Below are 24,062 nucleotides of genomic sequence, written 5' to 3'. Positions count from 1 at the left end.
TAACGACAGGGCCTCGTCATGACCTCCAAGCTGGAACAACTCAAGCAGTACACCACCGTGGTCGCCGACACCGGCGACCTCGACGCCATCAGCCGACTCAAGCCGGTGGATGCCACCACCAACCCCTCGCTGCTGCTCAAGGCCGCCGCCCTGCCCCGCTACGTCGAGCTGCTCGACCAGGCCGTGGCCGGCTGCGCCGGCGACCTGGGCCTGGCCTGCGACCGCTTCGGCGTGGCCGTCGGCCAGGAAATCCTCAAGGTGATTCCGGGGCGCATCTCCACCGAGGTGGACGCCCGCCTGTCCTTCGATACCCAGGCCACCCTGCGCCGCGCCGAGCGCCTGGTCGGCCTCTACGACCAGGCCGGTATCGGCCGCGAGCGCGTGCTGATCAAGATCGCCTCGACCTGGGAAGGCATCCGCGCCGCCGAGCAGCTGGAAAAGGCCGGCATCCAGACCAACCTGACCCTGCTGTTCTCCTTCGCCCAGGCCGTGGCCTGTGCCGAGGCCGGGGTATTCCTTATCTCGCCCTTCGTCGGACGTATCTACGACTGGTACAAAAAGGCCGAGGGCCGCGACTTCGTCGGCGCCGAGGACCCGGGCGTTAAGTCCGTGTCGCGCATTTACCAGTACTACAAGGCCAACGGCTACGGCACCGTGGTGATGGGCGCGAGCTTCCGCAACCTGGGCCAGATAGAGCAGCTGGCCGGCTGCGACCGCCTGACCATCAGCCCCGAGCTGCTGCAGCAGCTGGCCGATGACCAGGGCCAGTTGCCGCGCATCCTCACCCCCGGCGCCGGCGAAGCACGCCAGGCACTGGACGAGAGCGCCTTCCGCTGGGCCATGAACGAAGACGCCATGGCCACCGAGAAGCTGGCCGAGGGCATCCGCCTGTTCGCCCGCGACCAGGAAAAACTGGAGGCGCTGCTGGCCGCTCGCCGCTAGTCCCGGCGCAAACAAAAAGGGCGATATCCGCGGGGATATCGCCCTTTTTCATGCGCGTTGGCTCGGTCAGCTGCGCTCGAGTGCGTTCACCAGGTCGTGAAAGGCCTCGCGGTTGGACTCGTTGAGCCCCATCAGGATGCGGTGCGCTTCCAGTACCTTGGCCTTGACCACCTCTTCCGACTGATCCTGCGACGGCAGGTCACTCAGGCACTCCGGGCAGGGAATCGGGCGATCGACGATGTTGAACACCTGATCGAAGCCCATCGACTGCAACAGACGGGTGATGTCCTCGTGGGTGGTCACCACGGTGGGCAACAGGCCAATCTTCTGCCGCGACAGAATGGACAGCTTGGCCAGCAGCCCGAGGGTGGTGCTATCGATGCTGCGGGTTTCCGTCAGATCGATCACGATCGCCGAGAAATTCAGCGCCGAGAAGATTTTTTCGATTGTTGAATCCAGCGCCGAACACAGGGTCAGGCGGACTTCGCCAATGAACTTCAGAACGAAGGTACCGTCCTGCTCGGCGAACTGGATCCTACCGGGGCTATTCCCAGGATTCATGCAAGGTTCCTGCTCAACACCAGCAAGGCAATATCATCCGGCATATCGCGCAGATTGGCCAGCCCGAACACCTGACGCAGGCCATCCAGCGTGCCTCCGGCCTCGCTGACCAGTCTGGGCAGCGCGGCTTCCTTCTCTTTGAGCGTGTCGCCAGGCAAAAGGTCCAGAATGCCGTCGGACATCATGCTCAGGCTGAAGGATGGCGGCAGCTGCATCACCAGATCGTTGTAGCTGGCTTCTTGGAACAGCCCCACCGGCAGGCCACGACCCTCCAGATAGCGGGCCTCGCCCTCGCTGAACAGCACCGGCAGCGGCAGATGCCCGCCGATGCTGTAGGTCAGCTGACTGCTCTGCAGGTCGATCACGCCACCCAGCATGGTCACATGCTTGCCCAGCTTGCAGTTGATCAGACCACGGTTGATATGGCCGAGCACATCGGAAGGCTTGAACTCGGGCAACACACCGTTACGCCGCCATTCGTAGAGCAGACGCGTGGTCATGAACTTGAGCAGCACGGTGACGAAGGCCGAGGAGGCGCCATGGCCGGAAACGTCGGCCAGATAGAAGGCGACCCGATGCTCGTCGACACGGAAGTAGTCGGCGAAATCGCCGGACAGGTAAAGCGAAGGGATGATCTGATGAGCGAAATGCAGGCCGTCCGCCTCCCAGGGCGTGGTCGGCAGCATGTTCATCTGCACCTGACGCCCGGCGTTCTGATCCTCCTGCAGCAGGTGCAGGCTGGCCTGCAACTCGCGGTTGGCCGCCTCCAGCTTCTCGCGGTAGCGCTGGTTCTCCAGGCGCAGGCGAGACCGATCCAGCGCGCGATGCACCGAGTGCTCCAGCACAGCCAGGTCTTCTAGGGGTTTGATCAGGTAGTCGGCAGCGCCCAGACGCAGGGCTTCCACCGCGTCGCTCATGACCCCGGCGCCGGACACCACGATGACCGGCATCTCGCTGTTGATCTGACTGATCCGGCGGATCAGTTCGAGACCGTCGATCTGCGGCATGCGCAGGTCGCAGATGATCAGGTCGGGCTGTTCGCGCTCGAACACTTCCAGACCCTGCAGTCCGTTCCCGGCCTGCAGCACCTGGAAACCACTGTCCTCTAGATAGGCGGCGAGACTCGCTCGCACCACCTCGTCATCATCGATAAGCAGCAGCTTGGCGCTGGGTTTGTGCATGGGCCATCCAGGCAAACGACGCCGGAAAATGATTGGGTTTGCCATCCGCACACAGAAAAAACAGCTGCACTCGGACGATTCACGGCGCAGACGGTACTCCCATCTTCCGGGTGATTCAAGCCGCCTGCCGATTGTCGCCCGGCGCCTTTACACCTCAAATCGACGGGGGTTATAAGACCCTCGGGGAGCGCCCTTACAACAAGAGGATAGGGTCCATGAGCCAGAACGATCGTGCCTACAGCGAGAAGCGTGACTTCATCCGCATGCAACTCGAAACCCCGGTGACCCTGCATCACGCCGGCAAGGAAATCCAGGCCCTGTGCCTCGACCTGTCCAGCACCGGCATGCAGGTGGAGGCCAACTGCCAGGTCGCCATGGGTGACCAGGTGAAAGTGCACATTCCGTCCGAACACAGCGAACTCAAGGGCCTCGACGCCCACGCCGAAGTGGTGCGCGTTACTCCACTCGAAGATGGCCGCACAGCGATCGGCCTGGCGATACTGTCGATGAGTTGAAACGAGAAAGGCGGCCTAGGCCGCCTTTCTGCTGTTTGCGCTGGACGAATCAGAAGTCGTCCACCACCTCGCCGTCCTTCACCCGGAACTCGCGGTTTTGCAGGTAGGCGTTGCGGACGAAGATGTACTTGTCACCGGAGACCATCTTCTCCGCCGACAGCAGGCTGGCGCGGGTATCGACCACATTCACCGCGCGGGTGACATTACGCGTCGGCACATGGTCGATGTAGGGGTAAGGGCCGAGGAAGCTGTCCGGGATCTTGGCCGGAGCGTCGCGCAGGCTGCTCGGGCCGAGGAACGGCACCACCAGGTACGGGCCACTGCCCAGGCCCCAGGCACCCAGGGTCTGGCCGAAGTCTTCGTCGTTGCGCTGCAGGCCCATCTCGCTGGCCACGTCGAAGAAGCCGAGCAGACCGAAGGTGGTATTGAAGATCAGGCGGCCGCCGTCGACGCCAGCGTCGTGCACCTTGCCCTGCAACAGGTTGTTGGCCAGGTTGGTGACGTCGCCGATATTGCGAAATACGTTGTGCACGCCATCTTCGAGGAATTGCGGGGTTACAGCCTGGTAGCCCTTGGCAACGGGCTTCAGCGCATAGGTGTCGAGGGTGTCGTTGAAGCTGAAGACCGGGCGATTGAAACCTTCCCAGGGGTCTTCGTCGGCGGCATTCGCCGCCAGCGGCAGTACAGCCAGCACGGCGCAAGCGCACAGGCGGCCCAGACGATCGAGCCAGCTCGCTTCGATCACTCGCATTTGCAGTCTCCCCATCGCATCAGTAGTGTGGCGGCGCAACGCCGTCCGGAAATCCTTCCAGGCCGCGCAGTATAAACATCGCGGCCTGATAAGGCAGCAGCATAGCGGACTCCAGCATGCCGGATAAACGCCTACTCCACACTGCCCACATTCCCGTGCGCTGGGGCGACATGGACAACTACGGCCACGTCAACAACACCGTGTATCTGGAATACGTCCAGGAGGCACGGGTGGACTGGTTCACCCGCGTCGGCATCCACATCGATCATGCACCTCAGGGACCGGTGGTCCTGCAGACGTTGCACACCTACCTGAAGCCGGTGGTGCACCCGGCCACCGTGGTGATCGAGCTCTACGCCGGCGCGGTCGGGCGCAGCAGCCTGGTGGTGGAGCACCGCCTGCGCACCCTGGAAGATCCGCACAACTGCTACGGCGAGGGCCACTGCAAGCTGGTCTGGATCGACCATGCCAGCGGCACCTCGGTGCCGGTGCCAGAGGACCTGCGCCAGGTCATGGGCGCGTAACCGGATCGTCATACGCGCTCGTTAGCCTGCCCCGACCGCCTCGGGAAACGAGCCCCATGCCAGAGTCCCCGTTCACTGCCCTGCTCTTCGGTCTCACCGGCTGCCTGGTCGACCATGGTGCCCGCACCCTGCCGGTCGCTCTGCAACACAGCGGCCTGAGCGATCCCCAGGACCCGCGCCTGCTGCCGGCGCTGCAAGCCAGCGCCGCCGAGCGCGCCGAGGCCCTGCCCGGGATAGTCGAGCTGCTGCAGCGGCTGCACACCCGCCATTTGCCCCACGCCTGGTTGGACGAACTGCCTGATGTCGTCACCCAAACCCTGGCCAGAGCCTTGCCACGCGGCGTTCGCGGTTGTCGCCAGCAGACTGCGCGCCGCTGGCCGGCACCGGATGCCATCTGGCAGGCCCTCGGCGAACTCGAAGTGGAGCGCCTGGACGGCTGCGTGCTGATCGCCAGCGAGCCACGCCTGCTGCAGGCCGGGCTTAACGCCGGTCTCTGGTGCGTCGGCCTGGCCGCCTGCGGCCCGCTGTGCGGCCTGGCGCTGGGCGACTGGCAGGCGCTGTCCGCCGCAGAGCGCGAAAAACTGCGCGCCCAGGCCACCCTGGAGCTGTACCGCCTGGGCGCACACTCAGTGATCGATCATCCCGGCGAGCTACCCGCCTGCCTGGATGACCTGGCCATACGCCGCAGCAAGGGCGAAAAACCCTGACATCCAAAACTTGTCCTGGATCAGGCAGGCGCAAAGGCCATGGATTAACCTTCAGGCAGAGGGAGCGAACCCGCACACGATGTTCGGGTCAACTCTGCAGTAGCCCAGAAGGAGACGACCATGTCCGCACGCCTGCAGCAACACTTCCAGCAACTGCGCGAAGAGCTCGCCGCCGATATCCCGCTGGACGCGGATGACCGCGCCGCGCTGCTTGAACTGATGCAGGAGATCGACCTGAAGCTGGCCAAGGAGCTGGCCAGCGATCCCGACGCCACACTGGTCGACGGCGTCAACCTGGCGGTGGAGCGTTTCGAGAGCCAGCACCCGACCCTCACCGGCACCCTGCGCAATATCCTGCAGAGCCTGGCCAACATGGGCATCTGAACCGAGCGCCCAACAAAAAGCCCGCATTCGCGGGCTTTTTCGTTACTGGCGCACCAGCCGACGGTTGTCCGGCGCGATGGCCTCGGTGCTGCGGTAGGGGTTGATGTCCAGCCCGCCACGGCGCACATAGCGGGCATACACCGTCAGCCGCTCGGGCTGCAGCAGGCGCTGCAGGTCGAGGAATACCCGCTCCACGCACTGTTCGTGGAAATCCTGGTGCTGGCGGAAGCTCACCACGTAGGCCAGCAGGCTCGCCGCATCCAGGCGCGCGCCGTGGTAGTCGACGACCAGCGTGCCCCAGTCCGGCTGGCCGGTGACCGGGCAATTGGACTTGAGCAGATGGCTATAGAGGGTTTCCTCAACGACCTCGCCCGCGGCGCAGCGCAGCAGCTCGGGCCGCGGATGGGCGTAGTCGCTGACCACGATGTCCAGGCCGTCGATGCAACGCCCCGGCAAAGTCGCCACGCCCTCGGCGGCCACCTCGTCGAGGCTGCGCACGCGCACCGCCACCGGCGCACCGGCGCAGGCCGACAGGTCGCGCGCCAGCAGCCGCTCGACCTCCGCCGCGTCGGCGTAGGCGCTCTGGTTCAGCGAGTTGAGGTAGAGCTTGAACGACTTGGACTCGATGATGTTCGGCGAGTCGGCCGGAATGGCGAACTCGCCGATGGCCACCACCGGCTTGCCGGAGGGCGTCAGCCAGGACAGCTCGTAGCAGTTCCAGTAGTCCACGCCCTGGTACGGCAGCTTGCCGGCCTCAAGCCCCAGTTCGGCCCACTTGGTGGTGCGGGAAATGGGGAACAGCAGTTCGGGTGCGTACTGGGAAACGTACTCGCTGGATTTGCCCAGCGGCGAGTGTTCGGCGGGATGCTGCATGGCGGTGGCCTGAAAACGAAAAAACAGCCGGCATTGTACCCCATGCCCGCCGCCCTCTCGTCACCCATAGCCCGAATGCAATCCGGGAAGCAGACTACCAAGCCCCCCGGATTGCATCCGGGCTACAGGCTGGCTTACTCCCTCTCCCGTTCACGGGAGAGGGCTGGGGAGAGGGTAAATGGCCATGCGCTGGCCGCCCCTCTCCCACAAATGGGAGAGGGGTGATTCACAGCCAGAACTTCAACCCCACCACCCAGGCGCCCTCCTCATCGTGCTCGCCCTCCTCGCGCAGCCAGTCGCCGGTGCGGCCATAGGTCTTCTCCCAGACATAGCCGATATAGGGCGAGAACTGCGGGCTGACCCGGTAGTTCAGGCGCAGGCCCGCCTCCAGGGTGCTGCCACCGGCGCCGACGCCCAGATCACGATCGTCGGCCAGCGCCAGGTCGTACTCCAGCTTGGGCTCCAGCACCCAGCGCTGGGTCAGCAGCAGCTCGTACTCGGCCTCGACGCGCAGCGAGGGGTCGCCGCGCTCGCTGACGAACAGGTTGGCGTCCAGCTCGATCCACTGCGGCGCCAGGCCCTTGAGGCCGAGCACCACATAGGCGCGCGAAGGGCCCGGCTGGTCGTCATGACGCAAGCCGGCCTGCCAGTCGAAGAATTCGCTGGCCATGCGCCGGTACAGCAGCTGGGTCTCGCTGGACTCGGTGGGCCCGCCGTCGGCGCGCTCGCCGCTGCTCTTCAACACGGCCTTGTGCAAGTCGTTGCCATAGGTCGCCTCCAGCTCCCAGGCCAGGGCCTGCTCATCGCCGTCGAAGCGCTGCTCCAGATGATCGACGGCCAGCTTGGCCACCGGCATGGCGTCCATGTGCTGTTCCATGGCCAGCGCCGGAGTGGCCAACAGCAGGGCCGGCAGCAGATTAATGATGCGCATGTTCGCTCTCCTTGGCCGCCGGTTGCTCGCTGTAGAACGGCTGGGTACTGCCATCGGCCGCCTCCACCACGATCTTGCGGAACATGCCGCTGCCCATGTGGTAGATCAGGTGACAGTGGAAGGCCCACTCGCCCATGGCATCGACCGGCACGTCCACTTCCAGGGTCTGCCCCGGCGCCACGTTGACCACGTGCTTGAGCGGGTTGAACTGGCCGTTGCCCTTGTCTAGCTGCATCCACATGCCGTGCAGGTGCATGGGGTGATTCATCATGGTCTGGTTGACGAAGCGGAAGCGCACCCGCTCGCCGTACTTGAGGCGGATCGGCTCGGCCTCGGAGTACTTCACGCCGTTGAACGACCAGAAGTAGCGCTCCATGTTGCCGGTCAGCTGCAGTTCGATGGTGCGGTCCGGCGCCCGGTAGCCGGCGGCTGGGCGCATCGCCTTGAGGTCGCCGTAGACCAGCACCCGCCCGCCATCGACCGGCTCGGGCGCGATGCCGCTGCCGGCGGCGTAGTCCGGGTTGCCAGCAGGTGCCATGGCCGAATGATCCATACCGGCCATCTGCGAGTGGTCCATACCCGCCATCTGGGAATGATCCATACCGGCCATGCCCGAATGATCCATACCGCCGTGATCCATACCGGCATGGGCCATGCCCATGTCGGCCATGGTCAGCAGGCGCGGCTCGCGCAGCGCCGGTACTTCGCCCTGCATGCCAGGGCGCGGCGCCAGAGTGGCGCGGGCATAGCCACGCCGGTCCATGGACTCGGCGAACAGGGTGTAGGCCTTGTCCTCGCGCGGCTGGACGATCACGTCATAGGTCTCGGCCACGGCAATACGCAGCTGATCCACCACCACCGGCTGCACATCGTTGCCGTCGGCCTGCACCACGGTCATGGCCAGGCCGGGGATGCGCAGGTCGAAGTAGCTCATCCCCGAGCCATTGATGATGCGCAGGCGCACCCGCTCGCCCGGCTTGAACAGCACGGTCCAGTTCTGCTCGGTGTCGCGGCCGTTGACCAGGAAGCGGAAGCCGCTGACATCGGCAATGTCGGTTTTGGCCATGCGCATATTGCCCCAGTCCCAGCGGTCCTTGAGCGCCGTGCCCCAGCCATCGCGTTTGGCATCGCGCAGCAGGTCGCCAAGCGTCGGCTGCTGGTCGTTGTAGTAGTCGGCCTGCTTCTTCAGGTTGGCCAGGGTGCGTTCCGGCTTCTCGTCCTGCCAGTCGAACAGCAGCACGGTGTATTCGCGGTCGTAGCGGTACGGCTCGCGTTTCTTCGGCTCGATGATCAGCGGGCCGTAGATGCCCTCCTGCTCCTGGAAGTCGGCATGGGCGTGGTACCAGTAGGTGCCGGACTGGTTGAGGGTGAAGCGGTAGGTGAAGGTCTCGCCGGGCTGGATGCCGGGGAAGCTGATGCCCGGAACGCCGTCCTGGGTGTAGGGCAGGATGATGCCGTGCCAGTGCAACGCAGTCATGCGGTCGAGCTGGTTGGTGACGGCGATCTCCACTTCTTCGCCTTCCTGGAAGCGCAGCGCCGGCGCCGGGCTCTGGCCGTTGACGGTCAGCGCCGGGCGCACACCGTCGGAGAAGCGCACCTGGCCCTCGTCGATCACCAGTTCATAACGACCAGCTTGGGCAACCAGGCTCAGGCCCAGCAGTCCGGCGGCAAGTAGCAGGCGTTTCACGGCTGCACCTCGACGTTACCGACCATGCCGGCCTGGTAATGGCCGGGGATGTTGCAGGCGAACTCCAGGCCGGTAGCCTGGGCGAAGGTCCAGGTCAGCTCGGCGCTCTGCCCCGGCTCAAGCATCACGGTGTTGGGGTCGTCATGGGTAATCTTGCCGTGCTGCATGCCGCTCATGTCATGCTGGCTGTGATCCATCTTGCTCATGTCGTGCTGCATGGAGGTCGGCGTCAGCATGCCCATCTGCTGCATCGCCAGCATGTGCTTCTGGTGCTCGGCATGCATGGCGGCGCTGCCCAGGCTGAACTCGTGCAGCAACGCACCCTCGTTCTTCAGCACGAAGCGCACGGTCTCGCCAGCCTTGACCTGCACCGAGTCCGGTTCGTAGTACATGTCGCCCAGGGTGATCTCGACGGTGCGATCGGCATCGGCGGCCTTGGCCGGCTTGCCGAAGGCGTGATGGCTCTGGTCGGCCAGCGCCGGCAGGCTGAGGGCACAGAGCAGCGGCAGAACAAGACGTACGGACATGAGTGAGGCTCCGGGGATGGAAGATGCCCCACTCTAGGCCGCAGCAACTGGCGCCAAGCTGACGCGAAGATTACAACTTTGTCAGCTGGGTTCATTCAGCCCGGCGCCTGGCGTATAAAGCCGGCAACGCCCCCACCTTGCGAATGCCCCGATGAAGCTGCTGATCGTCGAAGACGAACCCAAGACCGGCCAGTACCTGCGCCAGGGCCTGGCCGAGGCCGGCTTCGCCGTGGAGCTGGCCGGCGATGGCGTCAGCGGCGAGCAGCTGGCGCTGTCCGGCGAGCACGATCTGTTGATCCTCGACGTGATGCTGCCCGGCCGCGACGGCTGGCAGATCCTGCGCAGCGTGCGCGGCGCCGGGCTGGAGGTGCCGGTGCTGTTCCTCACCGCGCGCGATGCAGTGGAGGACCGCGTACGCGGCCTGGAAGCTGGCGCCGACGACTACCTGGTCAAGCCCTTTGCCTTCACCGAGCTGCTCGCCCGTGTGCGCACGCTGTTGCGGCGCAGCAACGGCGCGCCGCAGGACAACACCCTGCAGGTGGCCGACCTGAGCCTCGACCTGCTGCGCCGCCGCGCTGAACGCGCCGGCCAGCGCATCGAGCTGACCGCCAAGGAGTTCGCCCTACTGGAACTGCTGCTGCGCCGCCAGGGCGAGGTCCTGCCCAAGTCGCTGATAGCCTCGCAGGTGTGGGACATGAACTTCGACAGCGACACCAACGTCATCGAGGTGGCCATCCGCCGCCTGCGCGCCAAGGTCGACGACGGCTTCGCCCAGCCGCTGATCCACACCGTGCGCGGCATGGGCTATGTGCTGGAGGCGCGCGCCTGATGTCGCTGGCCAACCGCCTGGCCCTGCTGTTCGCCGCCTGCACCGCCGCCGTCGCGCTGCTGGCCGGCGCCCTGTTCAACCGCGCCAGCGAGGTGCACTTCATCGAACTCGATCAGCAGCAGCTGCAGGGCAAGCTGGCGGTGTTCAGCGAGCTGCTGCACGGCGTGACCAGCACCACGGCGCTGGTCGCGCGGCGCCCGGCACTGGAACAGGAGCTGCAGCGCCACCCCGAACTGGCGCTGCGCATCGAGGGGCCGGACGGCCAGGTCTGGTTCAGCAGCCGCGCACTGCCGGACAGCCTGCCGCACACGCAGCACTGGAATCACCAGGACACGGCCTACCGGGTGATGAGCGCTAAGCAGGGCGACCTGCGCCTGACCCTGCTGCTGGACATCACCCACCACCAGCATTTCCTCGAACAGATGCAGCGGCTGATCTGGCTATGCGTCGGCCTCTCGGCCCTGGCCACTGCCCTGCTCGGTGCCTGGGTCGCGCGCCGCGGCCTGCGTCCGCTGCGCCAGATGACCCGGGTAACCCAGCAGGTCTCGGCCAGCTCGCTGACCGCACGCCTGCCGGCGGACGCCCTGCCGGCCGAACTGGGCGAGCTGGCCGCGTCGTTCAACGCCATGCTGGCCCGCCTGGAAGACGCCTTCGCCCGCCTCTCGGCCTTCTCCGCCGACATCGCCCACGAACTGCGCACGCCGCTGTCCAACCTGCTGACCCAGACCCAGGTCATCCTCAGCCAGCCGCGCGCACTGGAGGACTACCAGGAAGCCCTGCACTCCAACCTGGAGGAGCTGCAGCACCTGGCGCAGATGGTCGGCGACATGCTGTTGCTGGCCAAGGCCGACAACGGCCTGCTGCAGACCCGCCGCGAGACGTTCGACCTGGAACGGGAACTGACGGCGCTGGCCGAATACTTCACCCCGCTGGCCGAGGAAGCCGGGGTACGGCTGCAGGTCGACGGCCAGGCCACGCTGAGCGCCGACCGCGCCCTGCTGCACCGCGCCCTGAGCAACCTGATCGACAACGCCCTGCGCTTCACCCCGCGCGGCGGCGAGCTGCACCTGAGCAGCGCGCAACAGGGTGCCAAGGTGCGCATCGAGGTGGCCAACCAGGGCCCCGAGATCCCCTTTGATCTTCGCGAGCGCCTGTTCGACCGCTTCTACCGCGCCGACCCGGCACGCCGCGAAGGCGGCACCGAGCACGCCGGACTGGGCCTGGCCATCACCCGCTCCATTGTCCAGGCCCACGGTGGCGCGATTCAGTGCGAGTCGGCCAAGGGCTGGACGCGCTTTATCCTGGAGTTTCCCGCCTAAGAGCCCGAGTGCCTCCCCTCTCCCACTTGTGGCAGAGGGGCTAAAGCAATCCGCATCGGCTCAATCGCTACACCCCCATGAGCAGGCATGTGCATGCATGGCCCCTGCACGCCGAGCCAGGGCATTGGTCGCCGAAGTTTGCCAGGCCCACTGTTGCCCGACAGAATCGCCCGCCGTTCCGGCCCGACGTGCCGGACGATCGTGGTGAGCAGAGGCAGCAGTTGAACGAACAAAGATTGTCCGAGCGCCTGGAGCGCGTGGCGGCGCATGTCCCGGCAGGCGCGCGGCTGGCCGATATCGGCTCGGATCACGGCTACCTGCTCGTAGCCTTGATGACGCGCGGCGTCATCGCGGCGGCGGTGGCCGGCGAGGTGGCGTTGACGCCCTTTCACGCGGCGCAGCGAACCGTGCGCGAAAATGGCCTGAGCCAGCGAATCGCCGTGCGTCTGGCCAGTGGACTGGCGGCGATCGAGCCGGAAGACAGAATCAGCGCCATCAGCCTCTGCGGCATGGGCGGCGAGACGATCCGCGACATCCTCGACCGCGACAAGTCGCGCCTCACTGGCGAGGAGCGCCTGATCCTGCAGCCCAACGGCGGCGAGCAACCCCTGCGCCAATGGCTGATGGACAATGGCTACCGTATCCTCCACGAGGAAGTGCTGCGGGAAAACCGCTTCAACTACGAAATCATCGTCGCCGAACGCAGCGGGCCGGTGCGCTATACCACCCAGGAACTGTACTTCGGCCCACTGCAGTTACAGGAACGCAGCCCAGCCTTTCTGGCCAAATGGCAGCGCCTGTTGCAGCTGAAGCAACGAACCCTGACCCACTTCGCCCAGGCTCGGCAGGCCGTACCTGAGGACAAGGTGCAGGCGCTCACCCGGCAGACCCGTTGGATCAGCGAACTGCTGGCTGAAGAAGGCTGACGCCCGTCTGCGCAGCGCCGCTTGAGTGGATCTTCTCCTGGCCTTCAAAAACGACCCGAAGCGATCGTAGGGTGGAAAATCGCGCAGCGCTTCCCACCGTGCAGCGACCCCGGCTACTGGCTGGATGCAGCTGACACCGGGCGTTGCATGAGAGGCCGAGGCAGGCGCAGTGGTGCATGCCTGTGGGTGAACGATGCAGCGCCCACTCTAGGCTTCTGACACCCGATCTACTTCGCTGAGTAACCAGTCGCGGAAGGCCTGTACTTTCGGCAGCTCACCACTTTCTGGGCGATAGACCACGTAATAGGCCTGGGTCAGCGGGCAATCCATGCCTTTGTCAGCAAACGGGCGAATCAACCGGCCCGCCGCCAGGTCGTCTTTGACCATTACGCTGCGTGCCAGCGCCAATCCTTGCCCGTCTATTGCTGCTTGCAACACTGCCGCTGAATTGTTGATGCGCAATCCGTGCTCGGTTTTCACCTGGCCATATCCAGCGGCATCCAGCCACATTCTCCAAGTGGGATAGTCGGCGTAGTTGGCCATCGAAAGATCATGGATCAGCGTACAGCGAGGTATCACCTCAGGCTGCAAGCGCCCCCCTTCTAGCAGGTGATAGCCGGGTGAGCAGACCGGGAAAATGACCTCATCCATCAGCCGAACAGCGTTAAGGCCGGGCCAGTTACCGGCACCGTAACGCACTCCGACATCGATCCGCTCAGCCTGAAAGTCCACCGACCGCGAATTGGTATCGAGCAGCACATCCAGATCCGGATAGGCCTGCTGGAAACGTTCGATCCGTGGCAGCAGCCATTTCGAGGCAAATGCCGGGCTCACGGTGACCGTCAGCTCCGCATTCCCCCCGGCATCCTTCAATCGTGCCAGCCCCAGGCTCAATCGCTCGAAGCCTTCTCGGATGTCAGGCAGGGCGGCCCGTGCCGCATCGGTCAGTAGCAGTCGTGCCGAGCCGCTACTTGCGCGAGAGAACAGCGGGATACCGAGCCACGATTCCAGATTACGTACCTGCTGCCCCACCGCGGCTGGAGTGACGTTCAGCTCGGCGGCGGCGGCGGAAAAGCTTCGGTGGCGGGCGGCAGCCTCGAAAGCACGCAGAGCATTGAGATAAGCAGGCGTTGTCATTGAAAGAAATTCTATCTCAACAGACAAAATCTTATGCGTTGTTGGAGTCATCTCGCGAATCAACAATGCACACCAGGTCGGGAGCCATACACCGCGAAGATAGCAGAAGGTGAAGCTTCCTCAAGGCCTTGGGCATCATCCATTCCTTGCGCTCAGCACGACTGAGGAGATCAGAATATGAAAAGTTTTTCTAACAAGGTTGCCATCGTTACCGGCGGTGGCTCGGGTATCGGCAAGGAAGTTGCCAAGCGTCTGGTGGAAGCTGGCGCGTCGGTAGTTATCGGCGGCCGAGACGCAGCCAAACTGGCGCAAGCGGCGCGTGATATCGACGTCAGTGGTAGCCGTATCCGTACCCTGGCCGGCGACATCGCTCAACCTTCAACTGCGCAGGCACTGGTCGACCTGGCTGTGAGCGAATTCGGTGGTTTGGACATCCTGGTCAATAACGCCGGTGTCTTTAATCCAAAGCCCTTCCTGGAGGTCAATCCAGCCGAGTACGACTGGTTCCTCGATACCATCCTCAAAGGCAAGTTCTTCATGGCGCAGGCGGCGGCCAAAGCCATGCAACAGCGTGGTGGCGGCGCCATCGTACAAACCGGCTCGCTTTGGGCCATCCAGGCTATCGGTGCCACGCCCTCGGCTGCCTACTCCGCCGCCAATGCCGGCGTACATGCACTCACCCGCAACCTGGCCATCGAGCTGGCCAGCTCGAACATCCGCATCAATACCGTGGCTCCGGCGGTGGTAGAGACTCCGGTTTACGGCACCTTTATGGATGCCGAGCAGGTCAAGGAAGTGTTGCCGACCTTCAACGCTTTCCACCCGCTGGGACGCAATGGCCAACCCGCGGACGTGGCGTCAGCCATCCTCTTCCTCGCCTCGCAGGACGCTGCGTGGATCACCGGAACCGTACTACCGGTTGACGGTGGTGTCACCGCTGGGCGGAACTGAGGGACGACCAGAATGAAGAGCTGGAAAGACTATTTCGCCAATCTCATGCAACGCGTCGGCGAGTTCGGCAAGCTGGCTCCGGAAGCCATGCGTGGGTTGAACACGCTTGGCAATGTGCCGGCGAAGCATCTGGAACCGAAGGTGCATGAGCTGATCGCCCTGTCCGTCGCAGTGACGACCCGTTGCGATGGTTGCATATCGGTGCACGCTCAGGCCGCACTGAAACATGGCGCGACAAAGGAGGAAATTGCCGAGGCCCTGAGTGTGGCGATCGCCCTGAACGCCGGAGCGGCCCTGACCTACAGCGCCAGGGTATTTGACGCCGTGGCTGCCTTCGACAAGCCGTGATGATCTGGGGACGCCTTAGGGCGTCCGCTTTGTTTGCTGGAGTCCTTACATGCGCAAGCACAAGATTGCCATCGTCGGCGGCGGCTTAGCGGGTGTTTATGCCGCCTACCGCCTCGACCACGCGGGTATCGACTTTGATCTATTCGAGGCGCGCGATCGTCTGGGCGGCCGTATCCATTCGACCGAGACGGGTTTGGATCTGGGGCCAACCTGGTTCTGGCCTGACTTCCAACCCCGCATGCAGGCGCTGGTGACTGAACTGGGCCTGCTCACATTCGCCCAGCACGAACATGGCGACGCATTGCTAGAGCGAGGGTTTGGCCCAGTATCGCGCCGTCAGGGCTATCGTTCGGGCAATACTTCAATGCGCATCGAGGGCGGCACGACTCGTCTGATCACAGCCCTGTCTGCCAACTTGCCGGCCAGTCGAATCCACCTCGGTACCGAGGTGGTCGCAGCCTATCTGGATGAAGTCGGTGCGGCATTGCGTCTGGGCGCCGATCATTCCGAACGGCATTCGTACAGCCATATTTGGTTGGCAACACCTCCGCGCCTCACACAGCGCATTGCCTTCACCCCGGCGCTTTCAGACCACAGCGTCAGGCACCTTTCCTCCGTTCCAACTTGGATGGCGGCTCATGCCAAATATGTGGCGCGCTACTCTCATCCGTTTTGGCGGAAACAAGGCCTCTCGGGGGATGCCTTCAGCTCCGTGGGCCCGCTCGGGGAAATCCACGATGCAAGCACTGGTGAAGCTGCGGCGCTGTTTGGGTTCTTCGCCATAAGCGTCACGCGGCGCGGGCGATTCGGTGACGCAGAACTCCGTGACCACTGTCGGGCGCAGCTGAGCCGCCTGTTCGGTGACGAGGCAGTCAATCCGTTGGAAGACTGGATTCAGGACTGGGCCGCAGAACCCTTCACTGCGACCACGGAAGACCGAACGCCCCCTCGCGGGCATAGCCTCTACGACCTAACACATATGCTTGATCCCGTTTGGGACGCCCGACTAGCACTGATCGGCAGTGAAGCTGGCGGTGAACACGGCGGCTATATGGAAGGGGCATTGCTGGCGGTAGATGCAGCCTTGAATCGGGTACTTGAACTACGCCCTTGAGGCAGTGCTGAGTGACTGCTTTCGGCCAGAAGCAGTCGTTCAGCGTCTTCAAAACGCTGGGCGATTCAGTGAGCCCGAGATCGTCAGTTCATCACCAGCGACTATGCGGAGCAAGAAATCAACGACACGCTGATTGGTCCAAAGCCGTCAGCGGTCTATCGAAGCTGTTTAAGGGAGAGTACGCTTAAAGCTCGTAGGCTATCGAGAGCTTAATGAAATGATCGCACAAGAGCCGGCTGATTAAGCCGATGTTTCTTTTTTCGGCAGCATTGGGCGGCTGTAAACATTAGCGCAGCTTTTCAGTATTTACTTTGAGAGTTAGTAATGCAAGACGTAGAAGGCTCGATGCGGAGTCATTGGGCATCAGGGATGGGGTGGATCATCTACTCAGTCAATGAAGTAGACATGATGCTTATTAATTTTTATGGTTTTATTACTCAACAGAAAAGGCCAATCAAATTACCAAACAAATGGCAAAAGCTAACAACCTCTGATCGACTAAAGCTGGTTGAGGCTGGGCTGTATAAAATGCCTGAGTCTCCAGCCACCTTACGTATAAAACGAATCTTCGCACGCGTTAAGGTGTTAATGGATAATCGTAATCATATCGCCCATGGTGTATTAGCGCTTGTCGGTGATGGGCAGATGGAGATGATTAGATACGATAAAAAAACAGATCAAATGGCGACCATGACGTATGCAGAGCTCAGAGAGACGGAAAAAACCGCCCGAAAGCTCAGTGACGACATATCACTATTGATCCACCTTTGCGAGACTTACGACGACTTTATACGCCCTTATGCCCCAGGTGAGGTACAGGGTATGGAGGAAATCAAGCCTCATGACCCAGCACCAGCGGCTTCATAGTGACCGCTGGGCAGTTGGCGCAACCTCTAACATCGATGATACTTTTTCTCGATTGGCGAAATTGAGCTGAGGTTGACTGACACTTCTCTGTTCTAATATCTATTTCACAGTTGTTGAGACGGTCATGACGTTACCCCAGTTGCCTGAGCTTATAGATCGCGCTGTTCACTTAGCAGACCATATTAAGGGGGATTTGGACTCTAGGTGGTACGCAGCCTCCGACATCGAGCTTTGCATTAGATGGCTGCATACCAATGAAATCCGAGCGACCGCTTCCGTCGAACCTTCACTTGATCGGGTTCGTCGCCATGTCATCTCTTTGAGCTATGGACTGATCCAAGAGCTGTACTCAATTGCTTTGGAATTCGCCCGTTTTACGAAAGGCCGTCCCGAGCAGCAGGGTGTTCATCTCGGAGTACATATGCTTCCGGCGCAGTTCGATTTGCTGGAGGCAGCGGATCTTATGTTCACGGCCGGGGTTCTTTTCGTGATTTATCACGAGATTGGCCATCTCAACCAGAACCATGGGGCGATTCGAAGTCTGTACGGTACTGGTACAGCAAGTTGCACAATAGATGATTTCGAGATTGCCGGTGAAGAGTCGATATCAGGGGCTGAGGCAGCGATTTCTCATGCCACAGAGTTCGCAGCGGACGCTGAAGCACTGGACTGGATGGCGACGCAGCTAGAAGTATTTGAGGACAGTGACTATTTGGATCATGCCTACCTTCATTGCGCGATGGTCAGTTGCATCATGTTTCTGTTCAACGGAGATAGACCTGTTCAGCTTGATGCCGAACCAGTTGGTACCCATCCGTATCCGGTAATCCGGATGGACTACTGGGTTCAATTGTATGCAGAGCGAATAGATCTTTTTTCTGAGCAACTTCGGGTTACAGAGGAAAAATCCGCTATTGTGAAACGCCTTTCGGATGCCGCATTTGTTGCGGCTCTTAGTTGGCTGAACCGTGGTCAATGGCTGAATGCTCCGGATTACAGCGACGTCTGCAAAGGTTCATTAGCCCATCCAAATCATGCGAGCTATATGAGGCACGTCATCAACACATGGAGTCGACATGATCAAATTGCCCGAGACTCACGCCGGTATGGCGGGGCGCTGTCAGTGCTGTATTTCACGGATGAGTTCAGAGAAATGGTTGGAGCAGTACCAAATCGAGAGAGCTTCAAAACTCATGCTAAAAAAACCTTGGAAGCAATGACCCGCATTGGGGACTGATAGTGGCGAGCCTCATTAAGAGCGAGGCTAATCTTTTCTACGCGCTTGAGTTAGCGAGTTGATAGCCTCACTCCATTATTGGAAGTGTCCGGGATTGGCCCGGGCTAGCCAGCCGCATCAGGCAGGACGCGGCCAAGAGCGGTCACCCTGCGCCCACATAGCTAGACCGCTTCAGTCAGCTCATTGTGCAGGCTTGAACTGGCCTCCCCTGAGCTATGCAATAGCTTTGAGCAAGCGTATGGAGTGTTCATCAAGCTTCCGTACGAGCTCTGAAACGCTGAGGCCTTTATCTAGAACAACTCGGCGCCGGTCAGTACTCTGATGCTTGGCAAAGCGTGTATCGAATACCTTCAGACATTCTCGGAGTTCCTCGGCTTCTTCCTCAGAATTTGCGTGGCCCTTGTCCAAAATCAGTGCAACGTCGCATTTTGATTTGGAGCTATCGGAGTAGCTGACACTGAAGTAAACCGGCCACCAGTTCTCCCCTTCGTATTTCTCCCAGCCAGGCGGACAGATATCCAGCCAAGCACGGGAGTGGGCGATATTCTCACGCTTCAGACGAGGCACTTTCGCTGCAATTGTCTCCTTGATTGAAGCCATGCCTTGGGTTTCACGTAGAAGAGAAATAGCAGCTTTGTTCTGCAGCATAAACAGCTTGTGGGTATCGCTGCGGCTCTCAATCCAATTCTTCTCAAGGCGACCGGTAGAGGCCTCAAGCAGTTGCTTGATAGCTGCTCCATGCGATTCATGAAGCTCAGCAGCAAGCGTTATGGCCCGCTGGCTTGCCGGACTCTCCCAGTCGGTCTGCCGATTGCAATAACTGACAACAAGCCGAGCCGCAGCATTACCGCGCTCAACATGGAGCAACGCCCTGTCAGCAGATGCCTTCAACCAGTCGTAGCCAAGGTGTAGCCAATAGCTGTTTGAAGGGCGATCAGACCAGTCATCACCCGCAAACTGCCGGTCCAAGGCAATGAATACACTGCTGTACTCTCGGAGATGTGCGTTACTGGCGATAGCCTCCATCCAACTATCACGGTAACCGTCTAGTTGGTCACTGCTATGGGTAGCGCCTGCCTTATTCTCAATCAGCAGAACGAACTTGTTGGCTGGGTCAATCACAAACAGATCCACTCGCTCCGATGCTTTCATACCCAGTTCACGGGCGGTAAATACCGTGCCAAAACTTGAGGTGCGAATCCGGGAGGGCGTCCACTCAGCAAAGAAACGTGCTGTAGTTCCTCTGCGATCCAGTCCGCAACCTTGCGAAGCTGCTTGAGCGGCGCCTAGGAGCAAGTCACTGAGGATTTGATCGCCTTGACCGTGCCCTTCGCGAGGGTCAAACATCCAGGCGAGAAGGTCTGAGTGCTGGTTTTCGCTCAGAGCAATGACATCAAGGATGTCGTCCCCCGTTTTAAGGACTTCGCACAATTCCGACAGCTTTTTATCTCCCAAGAAAAACTCTATGGCCTCGTGTACGGCTCCTGCTTCCATGCGTGCATGCTCGCTAGATGGTTATTCAGACAAATGGTACATGAACTTTGCAGGCTGGCAGCTTCTGGCCGACAACAGCCAACCACATCGCCTGCAAACACCCTAAGCCAACCCCACCTCCCCCTGCCCCACCTTAATCGGCCGCCAGCGACGCAGCAGCATGTACAGCGTCGGCACCACGAACAGGGTGAAGAAGGTGCCCACCAGCAGGCCGCCGACTATGACCATGCCGATCTGCTGGCGGCTCTCGGCGCCGGCGCCGCTGGCGATGGCCAGGGGTACCGCGCCGAGGACCATCGCCCCGGTGGTCATCAGGATCGGCCGCAGGCGCTGCAGCGCCGCCTCCAGCACCGCCTCGCCCAACTCGCGGCCTTCGCGCAGCAGGTGGTTGGCGAACTCGACGATAAGGATGCCGTGCTTGGTGATCAGCCCGATCAGGGTCACCAGGCCAACTTGCGAGTAGATGTTCAGGGTGCCGCCGAACAGGGTCAGCGCCAGCAGCGCGCCGGCCATCGACAGCGGCACGCTGAAAAGGATGATCAGCGGGTCGAGGAAGCTCTCGAACTGCGCCGCCAGCACCAGGAAGATGAACACCAGGGCCAGCACGAAGATCAGCGCCACCCCGCTCTCGGACTCCTTGAAGTCGCGCGAGGTGCCGGTGTAGTCGAACTGGGTGTCGGGCGGGAAGATCGCCCTTGCCCGCTCCTCCAGGTGATCGAGTGCCTGGCCCAGGGTGTAGCCGGAGCCGACGTTGGCGGTTACCGTGACCGCACGCAGCTGGTTGAAGTGGTTAAGCTCGCGCGGCGCCACCGTCTCGCGCACCTCGATCAGGTTGGACAGCTGCACCATGCTGCCGTCACGGCCGCGCACGTAGACACGATTGAGGTCGTCGGGGTTGCTGCGGTCGACGTCCTGCAACTGCACCAGCACGTCGTACTGCTCGCCGTTCTGCTTGAAGCGGGTCACCTGGCGGCTGCCGAACAGGCTCTCCAGGCTGCGGCCGATGGTGGCCACGTCGGTGCCCACCGCCACCGCCTGCTCGCGGTTGACCGTGACCTTGAGCTGCGGCGTGTTGAGCTTGAGGTCGCTGTCCAGGCTTTCTAGGCCCGGGTAGTGGCGCACCTCGGCCAGCAGCTGCTCGACGTAGGGCTGCAGCTCGGCGTATTCCAGCGAGGAGCGGATCACGAAGTTGACCGGCTGGTTGCGCGCGCTCTGCCCCAGCGGCGGCCGGTTGATCGGAAAGGCGCGCACGCCGGGAATATCCTGCAGCTTGGGCAGCAGTTCGTCGCGGATCTCGAACTGGCTGCGCTCACGCTCGTCCCAGTCCTCCAGCTTCATGAACGACAGGCCCTGGGCCACCGTGGGAAAACCGACGATGACCATGTAGCGATTGGCCTCGGGGATGGAGGCGTAGGCCTCCTCCAGCTGTTTGGCGTAGCGGCTGGTGTAGCCGAGGGTGGCGCCGTCCGGGCCGTTGATCGAGCCGACGATGGTGCCGGTGTCCTCGGTCGGCGCCAGCTCGCTGCGCAGCCCGAGGAACAGCCAGGCGCTCAGGGCGAGCATCGCCGCCAGCACCACCAGCACCAGCCACCAGGCGCGCAGCACCCGCTGCAGCAGACGCCCATAGCCCTGGTTCAGCCCCTCCAGGCCACGCTCGATGACATTGTACAGGCGGCTGTGGCGCTGCTGCGGCTGGTGCGCCTTGAGCAGGTAGGCGCACATCATCGGCGACAGGGTCAGGGCGACGAAGCCGGACACCAGCACGGCGCCGGCCAGAGTCCAGGCGAATTCGGTGAAGAGTTTTCCCGTCGTGCCCTGCATGAAGCCGATCGGCGCGTACACCGCGGCCAGGGTCAGGGTCATGGCGATCACCGGGAAGGCGATCTCGCGGCTGCCGACAAAGGCCGCCCGCAGGGGACTCATGCCCTGCTCGATGTGCCGGTGGATGTTTTCCAGCACGACGATGGCGTCGTCCACCACCAGGCCGATGGCCAGCACCATGGCCAGCAGGGTCAGGGTGTTGATGGAGAAGCCCATCAGCGCCATCAGCGCGCAGGCGCCGATCAGCGACACCGGGATGGTCACCAGCGGGATCAGGGTGGCGCGCAGCGAGCGGAGGAACAGGAAGATGATCAGGATAACCAGCAGCACCGCTTCCCAGATGGTGGTGTAGACGTTGTCGATCGACTCGCGGATGAACTGCGAGTTGTCGTTCGACACCTGCATCTCCATACCCTCGGGCAGCAGCTTGCGCAGGCTGGGCAACGCCTGCTCCAGGCCATCGGAGATGTCCAGCGGGTTGGCCGTGGCCTGCTTGATCATCCCCACGGCCACCGCCGAGCGGCCGTTGAAGCGCGCCAGGGTGCGCTCGTCGGCGGCGCCGATCTCGGCGTGGCCGACGTCGGCCAGGCGCAGCAGGTAGCCGCGCGAGTCGTCGAGGATCAACTGGTTGAATTGCTCGGGGGTCTGCAGGTCGGTTTCCGCCAGTACGGAGAACTCGCGCTGCACCGACTCGATGCGCCCGGCGGGAATCTCCACGTTCTGCCGGCGCAGGGCGTCCTCCACGTCCTGCACCGTCAGGTCATGCGCGGCCAGCTTCTCCGGATCCAGCCAGATGCGCATGGCATAGGTGCGCGCCCCGCGGATCAGCACCTCGGACACGCCGGGAATGGTCTGCAGGCGATCCTGCACCACCCGCTCGATCACGTCGGTGATCTCCATGGCGGAGAAACGCTCGCTGTAGAAGGCCAGCCAGATCACCGGCTGGGCGTCGGCCTCGACCTTCTGCACCATCGGTTCGTTGATCTCGTCCGGCAGCAGGCTGCGCACCCGGCCCAGGCGGTCGCGTACGTCGTTGGCCGCCTCGTCGGAGTCGGTGCCAAGGCGGAACTGCGCGGTGATCTGGGTGTTCTCCGAGCGGCTGATGGAGCTGACGAAGTCCAGGCCCTCGATGCCGGAGAGCACATCCTCGACCGGCTGGGCGACCTGCGATTCCATGATCTCCGGGCTGGCGCCGGGGTACATGACGTTGACCGTGACGATCGGCACGTCGATGTTGGGGTATTCGCGCACCGCCAGGCGCTGGTAGGCCAGCAGGCCGAGCAGCACGATGATCAGCGACAGCACGGTGGCGAACACCGGCCGGCGGATGCAGACATCGGACAGGGTCATTGCGCCTCACCCCGCGCCACGCTACGCACCTCGCGACCCGGCGCGACCTTCTGCCAGCCGGCGCTGATCAGCGTTTCGCTGCCGTCCAGGCCCTCGACCACCTCGGCCTTGCCGCGCTGGCGCTGGCCCAGGCCGATCTGCCGGCGTTCGACCTTGCCACCCACCACCAGGTTGACGAACAGCTGCTGGCCCAGCGGCATCACCGCCTCTTCCGGAATCAGCAGGGCCTGCGGACGCTCGGCGAGGATCACTGACACTTTGACGAACTGCCCGGGCTTGAGGCGCCGGTCGGCATTGGCCACCTGCGCGCGCAACGCCTGGCTGCGGCCGACTTCGTCCAGACGCGGGTTGAGGGCGATGATCTCGCCACGGAAACGCTCGCCGGGATAGGCGTCCAGGCTCAGCTCGATGGCCTGGCCCAGGCGCACCTGGCTGACCGCCTTCTGCGGGATGCGGAAATCCACCTTGAGCGGGTCGAGCACTTCCAGGTTGACGATATCGTCGCCAGCGCTGAGGTAGTCGCCAGCGCTGACCAGGCGCAGGCCGAGCACGCCGTCGTAGGGCGCGCGGATTTGCGTCTTGTCCAGGCGTGCCTGCGCCAGGGCCAGGCTGGCGCGTGCCGCCTGCAGCTGCGACTGCGCTTCGTCGAGGGTCTGGGCATTGCTGGCGCCACGCTTGAACAGCATCTGCGTGCGCTCGAAGCTTTTCTCGGCCAGGTCCAGATTGGCGCGGGCCTGGGCCAGCTCGGCGCGGGCGATGGCGTCATCCAGGCTGACCAGCAGCTCGCCGGCCTTGACCGCCTGCCCCTCGCGGAACTGCAGGCTGGCGACGCGGCCGTCGACTTCCGGACGGATCATGGTCGACTCGTCCGAGCGCAGCGAGCCAAAAGTCACCAGTTCGTCGCGCACCAGCGCCCGCTCGGGCTGCACCACTTCCACCCGCGGAGGTCGCTCGGCCAGGGCCGCCGGCGCGGCGATGGCGAGCAGGGAAGCGATGAACAGAGCGTGACGGCGGCGGGTAGTCATCGAGCGACCTCTTGTTGTCCAAGTGGTCGAGTCTACCGATGCCGGGCGGGCTTGCCGACCG

24 protein-coding genes are annotated in these 24,062 nt (G+C 62.8%); 13 read left to right on the top strand and 11 right to left on the bottom strand.

All coding sequences use genetic code 11. The annotated features are described in order from the left end of the window. Positions 1-18 precede the first annotated feature (18 nt). A complete protein-coding gene (gene tal / locus ACOAPY_RS09365; protein ID WP_465156392.1) occupies positions 19-942 on the top strand; it encodes a transaldolase in 924 nt (307 codons plus the stop codon). A 66-nt stretch (positions 943-1,008) separates the two neighbouring features. Here the strand turns inward: tal and rssC are convergent, their stop codons facing one another. Further along, a complete protein-coding gene (gene rssC / locus ACOAPY_RS09360) occupies positions 1,009-1,503 on the bottom strand; it encodes an anti-sigma factor antagonist RssC (RefSeq protein ID WP_021701581.1) in 495 nt (164 codons plus the stop codon). Then, positions 1,500-2,684: a two-component system response regulator RssB gene (gene rssB / locus ACOAPY_RS09355; protein ID WP_076583500.1), complete on the bottom strand. Its 1,185-nt coding sequence runs from the start codon at positions 2,682-2,684 to the stop codon at positions 1,500-1,502. Before rssB ends, rssC begins: the two co-directional genes overlap by 4 nt. Before the next feature lie 215 nt (positions 2,685-2,899). On the opposite strand from rssB, the gene ACOAPY_RS09350 reads away from it, so the two are divergent. Further along, positions 2,900-3,199: a PilZ domain-containing protein gene (locus ACOAPY_RS09350; RefSeq protein ID WP_021701583.1), complete on the top strand. Its 300-nt coding sequence runs from the start codon at positions 2,900-2,902 to the stop codon at positions 3,197-3,199. A 49-nt stretch (positions 3,200-3,248) separates the two neighbouring features. Here ACOAPY_RS09350 and ACOAPY_RS09345 read toward each other — a convergent pair whose 3' ends face one another. Continuing rightward, complete coding sequence (locus ACOAPY_RS09345) at positions 3,249-3,950, bottom strand: MlaA family lipoprotein (RefSeq protein ID WP_465156390.1); 702 nt, start codon at positions 3,948-3,950, stop codon at positions 3,249-3,251. 116 nt (positions 3,951-4,066) lie between these two features. On the opposite strand from ACOAPY_RS09345, the gene ACOAPY_RS09340 reads away from it, so the two are divergent. The 3 genes from ACOAPY_RS09340 to ACOAPY_RS09330 all read left to right on the top strand — a co-directional run bounded on the left by ACOAPY_RS09340 (position 4,067) and on the right by ACOAPY_RS09330 (position 5,565). Next, on the top strand, positions 4,067-4,474 hold the full coding sequence (locus ACOAPY_RS09340) for an acyl-CoA thioesterase (RefSeq protein ID WP_142137532.1): 408 nt from the start codon (positions 4,067-4,069) through the stop codon (positions 4,472-4,474). A gap of 56 nt (positions 4,475-4,530) precedes the next feature. Beyond that, positions 4,531-5,181, top strand: coding sequence for an HAD family phosphatase (locus tag ACOAPY_RS09335; protein WP_465156388.1), 651 nt, complete (start codon positions 4,531-4,533; stop codon positions 5,179-5,181). Between the two features lie 120 nt (positions 5,182-5,301). After that, a complete protein-coding gene (locus ACOAPY_RS09330; RefSeq protein ID WP_076428573.1) occupies positions 5,302-5,565 on the top strand; it encodes a DUF4404 family protein in 264 nt (87 codons plus the stop codon). A gap of 42 nt (positions 5,566-5,607) precedes the next feature. Here ACOAPY_RS09330 and queF read toward each other — a convergent pair whose 3' ends face one another. The 4 genes from queF to ACOAPY_RS09310 form a co-directional block, all read right to left on the bottom strand. Then, positions 5,608-6,438, bottom strand: coding sequence for an NADPH-dependent 7-cyano-7-deazaguanine reductase QueF (gene queF, locus ACOAPY_RS09325; RefSeq protein ID WP_465156386.1), 831 nt, complete (start codon positions 6,436-6,438; stop codon positions 5,608-5,610). A 226-nt stretch (positions 6,439-6,664) separates the two neighbouring features. Continuing rightward, positions 6,665-7,369, bottom strand: coding sequence for a copper resistance protein B (locus ACOAPY_RS09320; RefSeq protein WP_465156384.1), 705 nt, complete (start codon positions 7,367-7,369; stop codon positions 6,665-6,667). Beyond that, complete coding sequence (locus ACOAPY_RS09315) at positions 7,356-9,056, bottom strand: copper resistance system multicopper oxidase (protein WP_465156382.1); 1,701 nt, start codon at positions 9,054-9,056, stop codon at positions 7,356-7,358. Before ACOAPY_RS09315 ends, ACOAPY_RS09320 begins: the two co-directional genes overlap by 14 nt. Beyond that, positions 9,053-9,583 carry a cupredoxin domain-containing protein gene (locus ACOAPY_RS09310; RefSeq protein WP_465156380.1) on the bottom strand — a complete coding sequence of 177 codons (531 nt, stop codon included), beginning with the start codon at positions 9,581-9,583 and terminating at the stop codon, positions 9,053-9,055. Before ACOAPY_RS09310 ends, ACOAPY_RS09315 begins: the two co-directional genes overlap by 4 nt. A gap of 151 nt (positions 9,584-9,734) precedes the next feature. On the opposite strand from ACOAPY_RS09310, the gene ACOAPY_RS09305 reads away from it, so the two are divergent. The 3 genes from ACOAPY_RS09305 to ACOAPY_RS09295 all read left to right on the top strand — a co-directional run bounded on the left by ACOAPY_RS09305 (position 9,735) and on the right by ACOAPY_RS09295 (position 12,657). Next, on the top strand, positions 9,735-10,412 hold the full coding sequence (locus ACOAPY_RS09305; protein ID WP_076428564.1) for a heavy metal response regulator transcription factor: 678 nt from the start codon (positions 9,735-9,737) through the stop codon (positions 10,410-10,412). Beyond that, on the top strand, positions 10,412-11,731 hold the full coding sequence (locus tag ACOAPY_RS09300) for a heavy metal sensor histidine kinase (protein WP_465156378.1): 1,320 nt from the start codon (positions 10,412-10,414) through the stop codon (positions 11,729-11,731). The genes ACOAPY_RS09305 and ACOAPY_RS09300 overlap by 1 nt, the downstream gene beginning before the upstream one ends. 221 nt (positions 11,732-11,952) lie before the next feature. Next, positions 11,953-12,657, top strand: coding sequence for a tRNA (adenine(22)-N(1))-methyltransferase (locus ACOAPY_RS09295; protein ID WP_465156376.1), 705 nt, complete (start codon positions 11,953-11,955; stop codon positions 12,655-12,657). A gap of 207 nt (positions 12,658-12,864) precedes the next feature. Here the strand turns inward: ACOAPY_RS09295 and gcvA are convergent, their stop codons facing one another. Then, entirely contained in the window at positions 12,865-13,794 is a 930-nt protein-coding gene (gene gcvA, locus ACOAPY_RS09290; RefSeq protein ID WP_465156758.1) for a transcriptional regulator GcvA, read from the bottom strand. A 177-nt stretch (positions 13,795-13,971) separates the two neighbouring features. On the opposite strand from gcvA, the gene ACOAPY_RS09285 reads away from it, so the two are divergent. From ACOAPY_RS09285 to ACOAPY_RS09265, 5 genes are all read left to right on the top strand, one after another. Beyond that, positions 13,972-14,745, top strand: coding sequence for an SDR family NAD(P)-dependent oxidoreductase (locus ACOAPY_RS09285; RefSeq protein ID WP_465156374.1), 774 nt, complete (start codon positions 13,972-13,974; stop codon positions 14,743-14,745). Between the two features lie 12 nt (positions 14,746-14,757). Next, positions 14,758-15,093 (top strand): carboxymuconolactone decarboxylase family protein, encoded by a 336-nt coding sequence (locus ACOAPY_RS09280; protein ID WP_465156372.1) that lies wholly within the window; start codon positions 14,758-14,760, stop codon positions 15,091-15,093. A gap of 49 nt (positions 15,094-15,142) precedes the next feature. After that, on the top strand, positions 15,143-16,207 hold the full coding sequence (locus tag ACOAPY_RS09275) for a flavin monoamine oxidase family protein (protein ID WP_465156370.1): 1,065 nt from the start codon (positions 15,143-15,145) through the stop codon (positions 16,205-16,207). Positions 16,208-16,531: 324 nt separating this feature from the next. Further along, positions 16,532-17,074, top strand: coding sequence for a hypothetical protein (locus ACOAPY_RS09270; RefSeq protein WP_465156368.1), 543 nt, complete (start codon positions 16,532-16,534; stop codon positions 17,072-17,074). A gap of 124 nt (positions 17,075-17,198) precedes the next feature. Beyond that, positions 17,199-18,311 carry a hypothetical protein gene (locus ACOAPY_RS09265; RefSeq protein WP_465156366.1) on the top strand — a complete coding sequence of 371 codons (1,113 nt, stop codon included), beginning with the start codon at positions 17,199-17,201 and terminating at the stop codon, positions 18,309-18,311. Between the two features lie 213 nt (positions 18,312-18,524). On the opposite strand, the gene ACOAPY_RS09260 is transcribed toward ACOAPY_RS09265, so the two are convergent. The 3 genes from ACOAPY_RS09260 to ACOAPY_RS09250 all read right to left on the bottom strand — a co-directional run bounded on the left by ACOAPY_RS09260 (position 18,525) and on the right by ACOAPY_RS09250 (position 24,001). After that, a complete protein-coding gene (locus tag ACOAPY_RS09260; RefSeq protein ID WP_465156364.1) occupies positions 18,525-19,805 on the bottom strand; it encodes a PDDEXK-like family protein in 1,281 nt (426 codons plus the stop codon). 102 nt (positions 19,806-19,907) lie between these two features. Continuing rightward, positions 19,908-22,976, bottom strand: coding sequence for an efflux RND transporter permease subunit (locus ACOAPY_RS09255; protein ID WP_465156362.1), 3,069 nt, complete (start codon positions 22,974-22,976; stop codon positions 19,908-19,910). Next, positions 22,973-24,001 carry an efflux RND transporter periplasmic adaptor subunit gene (locus ACOAPY_RS09250; protein ID WP_465156360.1) on the bottom strand — a complete coding sequence of 343 codons (1,029 nt, stop codon included), beginning with the start codon at positions 23,999-24,001 and terminating at the stop codon, positions 22,973-22,975. Before ACOAPY_RS09250 ends, ACOAPY_RS09255 begins: the two co-directional genes overlap by 4 nt. Positions 24,002-24,062: the final 61 nt, after the last annotated feature.

Source organism: Pseudomonas stagnisoli (assembly GCF_048595745.1).
Lineage (GTDB): Bacteria > Pseudomonadota > Gammaproteobacteria > Pseudomonadales > Pseudomonadaceae > Aquipseudomonas > Aquipseudomonas alcaligenes_A.
This window is presented reverse-complemented; position numbering and strand designations above follow the sequence as displayed.

Bases quoted from the DNA above. Each gene is read 5' to 3' on its own strand.
- tal (WP_465156392.1), top strand. From the start codon at position 19: ATGACCTCCAAGCTGGAACAACTCAAGCAGTACACCACCGTGGTCGCC.
- rssC (WP_021701581.1), bottom strand. From the start codon at position 1,503: ATGAATCCTGGGAATAGCCCCGGTAGGATCCAGTTCGCCGAGCAGGAC.
- rssB (WP_076583500.1), bottom strand. From the start codon at position 2,684: ATGCACAAACCCAGCGCCAAGCTGCTGCTTATCGATGATGACGAGGTG.
- ACOAPY_RS09350 (WP_021701583.1), top strand. From the start codon at position 2,900: ATGAGCCAGAACGATCGTGCCTACAGCGAGAAGCGTGACTTCATCCGC.
- ACOAPY_RS09345 (WP_465156390.1), bottom strand. From the start codon at position 3,950: ATGCGAGTGATCGAAGCGAGCTGGCTCGATCGTCTGGGCCGCCTGTGC.
- ACOAPY_RS09340 (WP_142137532.1), top strand. From the start codon at position 4,067: ATGCCGGATAAACGCCTACTCCACACTGCCCACATTCCCGTGCGCTGG.
- ACOAPY_RS09335 (WP_465156388.1), top strand. From the start codon at position 4,531: ATGCCAGAGTCCCCGTTCACTGCCCTGCTCTTCGGTCTCACCGGCTGC.
- ACOAPY_RS09330 (WP_076428573.1), top strand. From the start codon at position 5,302: ATGTCCGCACGCCTGCAGCAACACTTCCAGCAACTGCGCGAAGAGCTC.
- queF (WP_465156386.1), bottom strand. From the start codon at position 6,438: ATGCAGCATCCCGCCGAACACTCGCCGCTGGGCAAATCCAGCGAGTAC.
- ACOAPY_RS09320 (WP_465156384.1), bottom strand. From the start codon at position 7,369: ATGCGCATCATTAATCTGCTGCCGGCCCTGCTGTTGGCCACTCCGGCG.
- ACOAPY_RS09310 (WP_465156380.1), bottom strand. From the start codon at position 9,583: ATGTCCGTACGTCTTGTTCTGCCGCTGCTCTGTGCCCTCAGCCTGCCG.
- ACOAPY_RS09305 (WP_076428564.1), top strand. From the start codon at position 9,735: ATGAAGCTGCTGATCGTCGAAGACGAACCCAAGACCGGCCAGTACCTG.
- ACOAPY_RS09300 (WP_465156378.1), top strand. From the start codon at position 10,412: ATGTCGCTGGCCAACCGCCTGGCCCTGCTGTTCGCCGCCTGCACCGCC.
- gcvA (WP_465156758.1), bottom strand. From the start codon at position 13,794: ATGACAACGCCTGCTTATCTCAATGCTCTGCGTGCTTTCGAGGCTGCC.
- ACOAPY_RS09285 (WP_465156374.1), top strand. From the start codon at position 13,972: ATGAAAAGTTTTTCTAACAAGGTTGCCATCGTTACCGGCGGTGGCTCG.
- ACOAPY_RS09280 (WP_465156372.1), top strand. From the start codon at position 14,758: ATGAAGAGCTGGAAAGACTATTTCGCCAATCTCATGCAACGCGTCGGC.
- ACOAPY_RS09275 (WP_465156370.1), top strand. From the start codon at position 15,143: ATGCGCAAGCACAAGATTGCCATCGTCGGCGGCGGCTTAGCGGGTGTT.
- ACOAPY_RS09270 (WP_465156368.1), top strand. From the start codon at position 16,532: ATGCAAGACGTAGAAGGCTCGATGCGGAGTCATTGGGCATCAGGGATG.
- ACOAPY_RS09265 (WP_465156366.1), top strand. From the start codon at position 17,199: ATGACGTTACCCCAGTTGCCTGAGCTTATAGATCGCGCTGTTCACTTA.
- ACOAPY_RS09260 (WP_465156364.1), bottom strand. From the start codon at position 19,805: ATGGAAGCAGGAGCCGTACACGAGGCCATAGAGTTTTTCTTGGGAGAT.
- ACOAPY_RS09255 (WP_465156362.1), bottom strand. From the start codon at position 22,976: ATGACCCTGTCCGATGTCTGCATCCGCCGGCCGGTGTTCGCCACCGTG.
- ACOAPY_RS09250 (WP_465156360.1), bottom strand. From the start codon at position 24,001: ATGACTACCCGCCGCCGTCACGCTCTGTTCATCGCTTCCCTGCTCGCC.